We start from the raw sequence: 11,699 nt of genomic DNA, 5'->3' as shown, positions 1-11,699 counted from the left end.
TTGTCCTGATTTAAATTTAATCCACTATATAATTAATTCTTTATGTGTACTTAATAGAATTTTTACCATTCTTTGTAACTATTGACAAAAATCAAAGTTCATAAAGAAAGATAAAGTTATCCGCATTCTAGGTAAAGAAAATGATATATCATATCGCCTTTCGTGATGTGTTATCTAAAAAGGATGAACGGTGAAACAAAATATCTTTTTCAATAAAAATAAAATGTTGTGTGCTGTTTTGGCTGTTTTTTCAGGACAAGTGTTTGCGGATGATGTTCAACAGGTGGATTTGCCTGAAGTTAAAGTCAGTGGAAAAGCACCTTCTAACAACTGGCGTTTGCAGCCTGGGGCAAAAGACTACCTGAAAAACGGTGAAGTCTTGACCACGAATGATCTGAAGACGAAGCGCGCCGTATCGCTCGGACAGACTGTGGAACAAGTCTCCGGCGTTCAAAACAACGCTTACGGTCCGAATACGGGCGTGCCGCAAATCCGCAGTTTGAGCGGTTCGCGCGTGTATGTCAGTGAAAATGGATTGGGTATTTCGGACGCTTCTTCTTTAAGCCCTGATTTGCCGTTGATGGTCAATCCGTTTATGGCGGAAAAAATTACCATTTTGAAATCATCGGCTTCTGTACTGTATGGCGGTAATGCGATTGGCGGTGCGGTCGATGTCGATACAGGCGTGATTGCGAGCCAACTGCCTGAAAAAGACGTGGGCGGCAAAGTGGAAGTGAGCGGCGGTTACAATACGCCGCGCGTCGCCGCGTTCAAATTAAACGGTAAGGTAGGCAATGTGGCTTGGCATTTGTCGGGCGCGGACACCCATTCGGATGATTACCGCATCCCCGGCGATTCCAAGCCGGCAGCCTGTTACGATCCTTCTAATATTTACAGCTCGCGTCTGATGTGGGCATGTCAGGTTACTCCGGACATTAGCGAGACTTTAAATAAAGGCCATTTCCGTTATGTCGCGAAAGATATTCCGGCTTTTATCGCCCAGTGGAAACGCTATAACGATGGGTCGGAGCCTGACGAGTCTGAGCTGTACAAAGTGAATAAGCTATCTTGGGGCGATTGGGTAGAGAATCCGCTTTACGACGGCAGCAAAGATCGCAGGATTAAGGTCGTCAATGCCATGAAGGATGATATGCCTGTTGAAAAAGGTCGTCTAAAAAACAGCCACTTGAGCAATCAGAACTTTGCTTTCGGTTTGAGCCATATCGGCGAGCGCAGCTATGTCGGTTTGTCTGTCAGCCGCTTCTTAAGCAAATCAGGCATTGCCGGATTCGGCTATTACAATTTTGCTTCATCCGGACACAATCATCATGGCGGCTCTTCTAACAAAACCGGACGCGAGTATGCCTCCGTGCGCGCCCAGCAAACCCGTTGGCAGGCTGAGGCCATGTACCGTCCGTTGGCTCAGTGGATAGAGAACATCAAGTTCCAAGCTGCTTATACGCAAACGCCTACCTCAGAATATTTAGGCGATACCAAAATGCAAACGCTGGACAGCAAAACCTTCCAGAGCCGTTTGGAGTTTAACCACAAAGTTGACTCTTGGCTGAAAGGTACGCTGGGCGCGGATTGGAAACAGCGCAGCACGGAATCTTCCGGTATCAACGGCAAACGTACCGGAAACTACGCCTATCTGCCTGATACCGACAGCAAAGAATACGGTATTTTCGCGTTGGAAAACTTCAAGTGGAAAAACTGGGATGCTTCGTTGGGCTGGCGGCACGGACAGGTTCGCCACTCGGTCGATATCGGCGATTACAAACCTGGACGCAACAGCTCGACAGTCAAAGGTTTGGAAGAGCGGGGTCGTCTGAAATACAGCTTGAACCATTATCATGCCGGTATAGGCGTGGATTTATTTGACTTCTGGAAGCTGGGCGCACGATACAGCCGTTCGCAACGCGCTCCTGAAGTCAATGAGTTGTACGCAGGCGGCGATCACTATGCCCTGATGGCTGCCGAATCACACTGGGCGGTCGATGTCCTCCGTCCTGAAACCGCCAGAACTTGGGAATTTAACAGCGAATTCGGTTGGAAAGACGGACGGCTTCGCGCAAGCTGGTACAGAACCCAATTCAAAGATTATGCTTTCTTGGTCGATGCGGCACACGATGGCGGTCAACGCCTTCCAACCAAATATTGGCGCGCCGGCAATACCCAACTTCACGGTTTAGAGTTGGAATTGAATCAGTGGTTTGACCTGAACAAATACGGCACATTGGAAGCACGACTTTTCGGCGATTTCGTACACAACCGCGCCGATTTGGACGACGAGCGCAACACTTCCTTAGAACACGGCAGCCGCGTCCGCAACAACGGCTATTACATGCCCAATATGCCTGTTTCCCGCTACGGAGCAGGTTTGACATGGAACAAAGGCGGCTGGCAAGTGGGCAGCAGCCTGACGCGCTACCGTCCTGCCAAACATACCGGCCATATGGCTGCCAACTACAAAGAGCCTGTGTTGGGCGGCTATACCATATGGGATGCGTATTTGAGTCATACGCTCAAACACGGCAAGGTAACATCCGAATGGTTTGTCGATGCGCGCAACCTTGCCAACCGCACCGCACGTCCGCAAAACTCCATGTTGAAATATATCGCACCGCTGCCGGGCCGCTCCGTCCGCGTAGGCGTCAGAATGAATTTCTAAGTTTGGAATAAAATAAACCGGATTCCTTTGATGGGAATCCGGTTTTTCTTTTCGATGATTGGATTTTCAGACGACCTTTGGGGTCGTCTGAAACCTTATTTATGCCCTTTACCTTCTTTTATTCAGAGCCTTATATGCTAGCTGTCAGACAAATACGGCTCGACGCTTTCCTTCAATATCTCGATCAATTCTTCGTCCATATAGCGGTAATCGTCAGGAATGTCCAAAACAATGATTTCCTTATGCTGCAAAGCGCGGGGAAACTGCGCCGACAGGCGGTTTTTATGCTTTTGTTCCATCACAAAAATCTTATCCGACCATGCGATGTCGTTGATGGAAACGGTGTGCCGTGCGTTAGGGCTTGTGCCTGCGGAACGGGTCTGTACGTTCGGATAGCGTCGGAATACCGCTTCAGCAGTGGGGCTGCGCCATTGGTTGCGGCTGCAAATAAAAAGTGCGTTCATAGAAATTAAAAAAGGCGGAGAAATATCCGCCTTGTGAAAATCATCTCGATTGAGTCGAAATGTGTTTTAAGTTAATCAAACCATTCGGCTTCAAATTCATGCTGCCTGAAGGGGTAAACAAAGCCCAGTTTTTGCGCGCGTTTGACTTTATTCCTGCGGAAATACATCAAATCCCACTTTTTCTCGAGCTTACCCTCAGAAGGGTTTTTGCCGTGTACGCGATGGCTGGGTCGTTTTGCTTGATGCCGCCGCCATGCACGGCTGCGACTGTGGTCTAAATTGTCCATTATCTGCTTTCTAACTTCGTTTCGGAAATCGGGTTCAGCAGCCGCGATTTTTTCTGTGTTCGATTATTCAGCAAGAAAAAGGAAAATCGGATTGTAGCCAAATTAGCTTGACGATACAAGCATTTGACCGTCGTTGTGGAACAGGTCGTCTGAAATGCGAGACGCCATTTACTTCTGCTTATCCAACGCTTCCTCATCCAGCGATTTCAACCATTCCAGCTTTTCGCCGATTTTGATTTCCAGCCCGCGCGGGACGGGTTGGTAGAAATCCGGTTCGTCCAAGCCGTCGGGCATATAGCTTTCGCCGGCGGCGTAGGCGTTCGGTTCGTCGTGGGCGTAGCGGTATTCGCGTCCGTAGCCCAATTCTTTCATCAACTTGGTCGGGGCGTTGCGCAGGTGGACGGGCACTTCGTCGCTGGCGTTTTCTTTGACGAAGCGGCGCATTTGGTTGTATGCCTTGTAGCCCGCGTTGGATTTCGCGGCGGCGGCAAGGTACAACACGGCTTGCGCCAGCGCGAGTTCGCCTTCGGGCGAGCCTAAGCGTTCAAAGGTGGCGGCGGCATCATTGGCGATTTGGAAGGCGCGCGGGTCGGCAAGCCCGATGTCCTCCCACGCCATGCGCACGATGCGGCGGGCAAGGTAGCGCGGGTCGGTGCCGCCGTCGAGCATACGGCAGAACCAATACAGCGCGGCATTCGGATGCGAACCGCGTACTGATTTATGCAGGGCGGAGATTTGGTTGTAGAAACTCTCGCCGCCTTTGTCGAAACGGCGGATTTGCGCGCCGAGGCTGTCGGCGAGAAATTCGGCGGTCAGGGTTTTCAGACGACGTGTGTCGGCGGCGCGTAAAAGTTGCTCCAATAAATTCAACAATCTGCGCGCATCGCCGTCGGCGGTATTGACGAGCAGCTCCTGCGCATCGGCTTCAATCGTGAAATCCCGGTATTCGGGCAATGCCAATACTTTGGCAATCAGCTTTTTGAGGTCGTCTGAAGACAAGGATTGCAAAACATACACCTGCGCGCGGCTCAACAGCGCGGGATTGACTTCAAACGACGGGTTTTCCGTAGTCGCGCCGATAAAGGTCAGCAAACCACTTTCGACATGGGGCAAAAACGCGTCCTGCTGCGCCTTGTTGAAGCGGTGGACTTCATCGACAAACAAAATCGTCGCGCGTCCTTGCTGTAAAGCAATTTCGGCTTTATCGATTGCCTCGCGTATGTCTTTCACGCCGGAAAATACGGCAGAAACAGGCAGAAACTGGGCATTGAAACTCTGCGCCAAAATCCGCGCCAACGTCGTCTTGCCCACGCCCGGCGGCCCCCACAGCAACATAGAATGCGGCTTCCCGCCTTCCACCGCCACACGCAGCGGTTTGCCTTCGCCGATTAAATGCTGCTGCCCGATAACATCATCAAGCGTATGCGGGCGCAGGCGTTCGGCAAGCGGCGCATCGGGTTGGCGGGTGAAGAGGTCGGACATGGCGGTTTCCGTGAAAGAGGGTTTTCAGACGACGTGGATTATAGCAGGTCGTCTGAAAGGAGGATTAACGCTCTTTGGGCATAATATCGATGTATTTTTCATTCAATATTTGCAAGGATTTTCCGCTGATGACGACACATTCATTGGCTAATTTATCAGCTTCTTTTTCTCCTTTGGTATTGTCAGTAGTTGGTGGGCAGAAAACTTTGGTGTCACCCAGATTCCAAGCCATGTAGCCATATAAAGCGTTGTTACGCTGTTCGGGAATCGAAGAACAGATAATGCCTTTTTCTCCTTTTTCCTTTTCTGAAAGGATGGAACATTTGAAATTTTGTTTTAACTTAAATAAATCATTTTTATCGACCCCGTTAATTTCTTGGGTGCCGTTGTTATGTTGGAAGTTATTGTGTAATAGGTACCATGAAGAATTTTTGGGAACTTCTACAAAACGAGTTGGATAAAGCATATGCGTTGCAAAGTTATTAGAAAGAAGCGAAGCTGCAAAGAATGAGGTTATTGCCAATATAACCGGAGGGGTGTAAGTATGTATATTATTTTTGTTTTTTGAATTTACTTCATTGGCTACGGCGTAAATATTAAGAAGTGTGAGGAAATATAAAAAATACAAAAAGATATATTGAATATAACCATCCGGAAGCCAGTTCGATGCAAAAATTATAAAAAATATTGGATAGAGAAACATTGATAAACATATCAGCAATGTTTGGAATAGTGCTGGTAATAATTTTAAATATGGTATAATAAAAATAATTTTATTCTTTATAATACTAAAATTTATTATAAAATAATAAAGGTAATAAATAATGAAACAAAATAGTAATGGGATGAAGGCAAAAAAACATATAATTATTAAATAGGTTGAGTATATTGTATAGAGTAAGGCTGTAAAAATTTTATCGAAATTCAAGCATGTAATGATTTTATTGTAATTAATACGGAACTTCGTATTGAGAGAGAAATTGACTTTATCTTGTATGATGTAAATAAAATATGGCGAGAATATTGTAAACACAAAGCAAAACTCTACTATTGATGTTAATGATATATATTTCTCAATTGAATCAATAAAAATTGCGCATGTTACTATTATCGGAAGGCTTAAGGTTGAAGCAAATAAAGATGGGAATAAATTTTTGACTTTAATTCCTTCTGCTTTTAATTCTTTTGAAATGGATATTAGTAAGTATGGGGATAGAAATGGGAAAACAAAAATTAAGAGAATTAAAGCAAAAACAAATAAGACAACAGTCAAGCTGGATGAAGAAGCCATTGTTTCTGGGAAAATACTGGGCTGTCCTATAAAATTTAAATAGCGATGAGTTAAAAAGCTTCCAAGTATTAATCCAAGCACAGCCAAAGCTGCAAAAAATTTACCAGTTATTTCTAAATAATCGATAAATCTTGCTTTTTCCTTCTCTTCTGAAGATTTTAGAAGTAATAGTGATCTAAGTTGTTTCTGTTTGTTTTTCTTAAAATGATTCATGTTTAAAAATGCCCCATTTTTAAATAAATATCGAAATTATACCCGACTTTCCCCAATCCCCCATCTCACACCGCTTACGGTATAATACGCGTTTGTTTAAAGACTTTGCGGGGCGTTTCAGACGACCTTGCGGCAAGGGATGGCTATGAATATGAAAAAGATGGTTGCCGTTGCTTCTGTGGCGGCGTTGTTGGGTGGTTGCGCTTATGATTCTGACTCGGCGTTCGGCGGTTTGGGCGGCGGTACGGGGATTGGCGGCAGCGTGGTGAAGATGGCGGTCGATCATCAATGCCGTTCGGAGTTGAACAAGCGCAATGAGTGGCGTTTGGTCGCGCTGACGATGAGTGCGGACAAGCAGCGCGAGTGGGAAGACAAAATCTGCGGCTGCGCGAGCGAGGAGGCGCCGAATCAGGTGTCCGCGCAAGAGTTGATGGATGTTTTGAATCCTTCTTCGCGCGATCGGGCGATTGCGTCGGTAACGGTGAAAACCGTCAATGCTTGTTTCAAGCGTTTGTATAGATGATGTTTTTCAGACGACCTCTGTGTATCGGGGTCGTCTGAAAGTTTATAGTGGATTAAGGTCGGAATAGGGCGGCTTGCGGAATGGTTCGCAGGCGGGTTTCTTATTTTGATCGGCAATTTTTTGTTTTTATAGAGAAGAAATCATGAAATATATCAGTACGCGCGGCGAGACGGCGCATAAACCGTTTAGTGAGGTTTTGTTGATGGGGCTTGCGCCCGATGGCGGTTTGATGCTACCGGAACATTATCCGCAGGTCAGCCGCGAGACTTTGGACAAGTGGCGCGGTTTGAGCTATCCGGAGCTGGCGTTTGAGGTGATGAGCCTGTTTGTAACGGATATTCCGGCGGACGATTTGCGCGATATTGTGAACCGTACTTATACGGAAGCGGCGTTCGGCACTAAGGAAATCACGCCTGTGCGTACTTTGTCCGACGGCATCAAAATCCAAGCCTTGTCCAACGGCCCGACGCTGGCGTTCAAGGATATGGCGATGCAGTTTTTGGGCAACGCGTTTGAATATGTGTTGAACAAAAAGGGCAGGGAACTCAATATCTTGGGCGCGACCAGCGGCGATACGGGTTCGGCTGCGGAATATGCCTTGCGCGGTAAAAAGGGCGTGAATGTATTTATGCTGTCGCCCGACGGCAAAATGAGCGCGTTCCAACGTGCGCAGATGTACAGCCTGCAAGACGAGAATATTCACAATATTGCCGTGAAGGGGATGTTTGACGACTGTCAGGACATTGTGAAGGCGGTACAAAACGATGCAGCGTTCAAGGAAAAATACCATATCGGTACGGTCAATTCGATCAACTGGGGACGCATCGTCGCGCAAGTGGTTTATTACTTTGCGGGCTATTTCAAGGCGACGCAAAGCAACGACGAGCAGGTCAGCTTCTGCGTGCCGAGCGGCAACTTCGGCAACGTTTGCGCGGGACACATCGCCAAACAGATGGGCTTGCCTATCCGCCGCCTGATTGTTGCGACCAATGAAAACGATGTGTTGGACGAGTTTTTCAAAACCGGCGCATACCGCCCGCGCAACAGCGAGCATACTTATGTTACCTCCAGCCCGTCTATGGACATTTCCAAAGCGTCCAACTTCGAGCGTTTCGTGTTCGACCTGATGGATCGCGATCCTCAGGAAATCAATACGCTGTGGGCAGAAGTCGCGGCGGGCAAGGGTTTTGATTTGCAGTTTGCCTTGGAAAAAGTCGGCGGCAAATATGGCTTTACTTCCGGCAAATCTACCCACGCCGACCGCCTCGCCACCATCAAGCAGGTTTACGAACAAGACAAAGAACTCATCGACCCGCACACTGCCGACGGCGTAAAAGTCGCCCGCGAAGTGCGCGAAGAAGGGGAGACGGTTGTTTGTTTGGAAACTGCGTTGGCGGCAAAATTCGATGCGACCATACGCGAAGCCGTCGGCGATGTCGCCATTCCGCGCCCCGCCGCGCTGGAAGGCTTGGAAAAATTGCCGCAGCGCGTCCGAGTCGCGCCGAACAATGCAGCCGCCGTTAAAGAAATCATTCGCGAAATCTTAGACAAGTAAGGCGTTGTCCGAGAGGTCGTCTGAAAAGTTTTCAGACGACCTCTACGAGACAGCAAGCATTGTGATGATAAATATTTTCGTTTAAAATTGCGCGTTTGCTCTAATTCGACATTATCTATTCACAGGCGAGACAGGTCGTCTGAAAACCCTTTTAAAACCATCATCCGCCCGACCCGCGTGTTCAGACGGATTTACCGACAGGAAACTCAAATGGCAGCATTCAATACCCAAAAAGTATTGTCCGTACACCACTGGACGGATGCGTATTTCACCTTTACCTGCACCCGCGACGAATCGTTGCGCTTCGAAAACGGCCAATTCGTCATGGTCGGATTGATGGTGGACGGCAAGCCGCTGATGCGCGCATACAGCGTCGCCTCCGCCAACTGGGAAGAACACCTCGAATTTTTCAGCATTAAAGTCCAAGACGGCCCTCTGACCAGCCGCCTGCAACACCTTAAAGTCGGCGACGACGTGTTAATCAGCAAAAAACCGACCGGAACTTTGGTTGCCGGCGACCTGAATCCCGGCAAACACCTTTACCTGTTGAGCACCGGTACCGGTATCGCCCCCTTCTTGAGCATCACCAAAGACCCCGAAATTTACGAGCAATTTGAAAAAATCATCCTCGTACACGGCGTGCGTTACAAAAAAGATTTGGCGTACTACGACCGCTTCACCAAAGAATTGCCCGAACACGAATACCTCGGCGACTTGGTTAAAGAAAAACTGATTTACTACCCCATCGTTTCCCGCGAAGACTACGAACACCACGGCCGCCTGACCGACCTGATGGTTAGCGGCAAACTGTTTGAAGACATCGGTCTGCCCAAAATCAACCCGCAAGACGACCGCGCCATGCTCTGCGGCAGCCCGGCCATGTTGAAAGACACCTGCAAAGTTCTGGACGATTTCGGCCTGACCGTATCCCCGAAAACCGGCGTACGCGGCGACTACCTGATTGAGCGCGCGTTTGTGGATCAATAAGGGTTTTGTTTTTAAGGATAGATAAAGGTCGTCTGAAAAGTTATGAAAACTTTTCAGACGACCTTTTGGCTTTTAAACCGATAATAGGTAAACGAATGAAAGAATCAGGCGGGAGAATTTATATCAAATCGGCTTTGTGATACATTTCATATCTTTACAAACCGCTATATGAAAGGCGGCAGGTAGGCAGTTTGACTGTTTGACAGTGGCTTCAAATAGAAAATATTTGTACCGTGATTGCCGCGGCAGGTATTTCTTATTTGAATTTACTCCTTTCCAATCTGCCGTTTCATTGCCGATTATCGCGCCCTTCATTGTTGCACATCAAAAATACAGGAAAACAAATGTTTTGGTACATCATAGGTTTTTGCGCCTTTGTCGTTTCGCTTCTCGCGCTTTGGGTCAACGCTAGCGCGTTCGGTATGCAGGATGACGATACGCCGCAATCGGAATATGAAAAACGCCTTGGTCTGGGAACGAAATTGAAAGACAAGGAAACCGCCGCCAAAGAGCGTGCAGCCGCGCGTTTCCATCCGGACGATTGAGCCGTTTGGCAATATTGGTTTCAGACGGCATAAGGAGTCCGAACAATGAAAAAATGCGTTGTCCTGACCGGCGCGGGAATCAGCGCCGACAGCGGGTTGCTGACTTTTCGCGATGCGGGCGGTTTGTGGGAAGGGCATAGGGTTACAGATGTCTGCACGCCCGAAGCCTTGGCGAACAATCCCAAGCTCGTGATTGATTTTTACAACCAGCGCAGGCTTCAGGCAAACGCCGCCGAGCCGAACGCCGCGCATCTGGCGTTGGTCAAGCTGGCGCAATATTACGATATGCACATCATCACGCAGAATGTGGACGCGCTGCACGAGAAGGCAGGCAGCAGCAAAGTATTGCACCTGCACGGCGAGCTGAACAAACTGCGCAGTACCGTCGATGAAGACGAAATCATCGAATTTACCGGCGAGCAGACCGAGGATGTGCGCGACAGCCAAGGCAATCCGATGCGCCCGCATATCGTGTTTTTCGGCGAACAAGTGCCGATGTTTGACGCGGCGGTCGAGGAAATGCGCAATGCGGATGTGGTCATGATTGTCGGCACGTCAATGCAGGTTTATCCGGCAGCTTCGCTGATTCATTACGCGCCGCCCGATGCGGAACGCTATCTGGTCGATCCGAACCCGCAAGGTGTGGGCGCGGATGTCGAAGTGATTCCGAAACGCGCGGCAGAAGGTGTGCCGGCATTGGTCGAGTATTTGATTGGTCGGGTTTGAGAATTAAGGAAAGGTCGTCTGAAGAAGTTTCAGACGACCTTTGGTATTGTATGGAGTTATCGGGTTGGAGATTGTTTGGCGGGAAGTTTAAATGTTAAGAGTGGATATTGTCTTCACTCTTGCCCCTAGATGACTAACCTATCGCTGTCATTCCCGCGCAGGCAGGAATCCGGAAGTTTAAAGTTATGGCAGCTTTGAAATCATTCCGAAATGCCGAAGCCTGGATTCCCGCTTGCGCGGGAATGACGATGGATAAGGGTTTCTTTGAATTTTTTAAAGATAGGTTTGGTGGTGGTTTTCGTGGGCAGAGCCCACGCTACGGTTTGCTCCAAAGGGATTTTATTTGTAGCAGATATCCATAAATAAAATATTTTATGTTTATCTTTAAATCCAATTTCATGTAAAACGCAAATTGTTGCATCTCTGAACTTAAATAACTGTTAGCTTTGTTCAAAGATGAAAGTATCTCATTTCGTGAATCTATATTATCAAAATCAATAGGTTCATCACTTCCAAGATAATCATGAAGATATAGTAAATAGTTACTCAGGTTGTTAGAGATGTCAGTTATTTTTTCTAGTGATGGTCTGAAAAAATATGGGAACAATTTGCACACATAAAGTTTGAACTCATCACATAATAGTAATAATTCCATGATTCTATTGTGTAGCATCACATGGTTTTCATATCTGATATCTTCATGATCAAAATGGAATTTATCTATATTAATTAAATCCATTTTGCAGCGGAATAGGATGATTTGTATTTCTTGTAATTTTTCAATTGATTCCGAATAGATTTTTTCTTTTCTTTCCCACCATTTTTGTTTGAAAAAATTCTGAAGCGTTAAAGATACAGCTATAAGAGACGTTAAAATCGTTACAAAATGACCAATTTCCATGATTAATTCCTGTTAGTTTAAAATGTAGAAAATTGTCGCGTTGTTTACACAACA

11 protein-coding genes are annotated in these 11,699 nt (G+C 47.3%); 6 read left to right on the top strand and 5 right to left on the bottom strand.

The genetic code is table 11. From position 1 onward, the window contains the following. Positions 1–190 precede the first annotated feature (190 nt). The gene (locus HMPREF3066_RS09100) at positions 191–2,671 is read left to right on the top strand and encodes a TonB-dependent receptor (RefSeq protein WP_083286439.1); all 2,481 of its coding nucleotides are present in this window, start codon (positions 191–193) and stop codon (positions 2,669–2,671) included. 137 nt (positions 2,672–2,808) lie between these two features. Here HMPREF3066_RS09100 and HMPREF3066_RS09095 read toward each other — a convergent pair whose 3' ends face one another. From HMPREF3066_RS09095 to HMPREF3066_RS13390, 4 genes are all read right to left on the bottom strand, one after another. Continuing rightward, complete coding sequence (locus HMPREF3066_RS09095; RefSeq protein WP_003756693.1) at positions 2,809–3,135, bottom strand: low molecular weight protein tyrosine phosphatase family protein; 327 nt, start codon at positions 3,133–3,135, stop codon at positions 2,809–2,811. Between the two features lie 71 nt (positions 3,136–3,206). Next, positions 3,207–3,422: a hypothetical protein gene (locus HMPREF3066_RS09090; protein WP_040668071.1), complete on the bottom strand. Its 216-nt coding sequence runs from the start codon at positions 3,420–3,422 to the stop codon at positions 3,207–3,209. A gap of 168 nt (positions 3,423–3,590) precedes the next feature. Then, on the bottom strand, positions 3,591–4,904 hold the full coding sequence (locus tag HMPREF3066_RS09085; RefSeq protein WP_003756699.1) for a replication-associated recombination protein A: 1,314 nt from the start codon (positions 4,902–4,904) through the stop codon (positions 3,591–3,593). A gap of 64 nt (positions 4,905–4,968) precedes the next feature. Next, the gene (locus HMPREF3066_RS13390; protein WP_070442343.1) at positions 4,969–6,408 is read right to left on the bottom strand and encodes a hypothetical protein; all 1,440 of its coding nucleotides are present in this window, start codon (positions 6,406–6,408) and stop codon (positions 4,969–4,971) included. A gap of 145 nt (positions 6,409–6,553) precedes the next feature. On the opposite strand from HMPREF3066_RS13390, the gene HMPREF3066_RS09075 reads away from it, so the two are divergent. The 5 genes from HMPREF3066_RS09075 to HMPREF3066_RS09055 all read left to right on the top strand — a co-directional run bounded on the left by HMPREF3066_RS09075 (position 6,554) and on the right by HMPREF3066_RS09055 (position 10,744). Further along, on the top strand, positions 6,554–6,931 hold the full coding sequence (locus HMPREF3066_RS09075) for a hypothetical protein (RefSeq protein ID WP_016688279.1): 378 nt from the start codon (positions 6,554–6,556) through the stop codon (positions 6,929–6,931). Positions 6,932–7,073: 142 nt separating this feature from the next. Next, entirely contained in the window at positions 7,074–8,486 is a 1,413-nt protein-coding gene (gene thrC / locus HMPREF3066_RS09070; protein WP_070442339.1) for a threonine synthase, read from the top strand. 210 nt (positions 8,487–8,696) lie between these two features. Next, on the top strand, positions 8,697–9,473 hold the full coding sequence (locus HMPREF3066_RS09065) for a ferredoxin--NADP reductase (RefSeq protein WP_003756710.1): 777 nt from the start codon (positions 8,697–8,699) through the stop codon (positions 9,471–9,473). 344 nt (positions 9,474–9,817) lie between these two features. After that, positions 9,818–10,018 carry a hypothetical protein gene (locus HMPREF3066_RS09060; RefSeq protein ID WP_003742720.1) on the top strand — a complete coding sequence of 67 codons (201 nt, stop codon included), beginning with the start codon at positions 9,818–9,820 and terminating at the stop codon, positions 10,016–10,018. Between the two features lie 45 nt (positions 10,019–10,063). Then, positions 10,064–10,744: an SIR2 family NAD-dependent protein deacylase gene (locus tag HMPREF3066_RS09055; protein WP_070442337.1), complete on the top strand. Its 681-nt coding sequence runs from the start codon at positions 10,064–10,066 to the stop codon at positions 10,742–10,744. Positions 10,745–11,060: 316 nt separating this feature from the next. Here the strand turns inward: HMPREF3066_RS09055 and HMPREF3066_RS09050 are convergent, their stop codons facing one another. Beyond that, positions 11,061–11,645, bottom strand: a complete 585-nt coding sequence (locus HMPREF3066_RS09050; RefSeq protein WP_049222544.1) for a hypothetical protein — start codon at positions 11,643–11,645, stop codon at positions 11,061–11,063. Between the last annotated feature and the right edge of the window lie 54 nt (positions 11,646–11,699).

It is taken from the genome of Neisseria sp. HMSC03D10 (assembly GCF_001807625.1).
In the GTDB taxonomy this organism is placed as follows: Bacteria; Pseudomonadota; Gammaproteobacteria; order Burkholderiales; family Neisseriaceae; genus Neisseria; species Neisseria mucosa.
The sequence above is the reverse complement of the archived record's forward strand: the minus strand, read 5'-3'. Positions and strand labels throughout refer to the sequence as shown.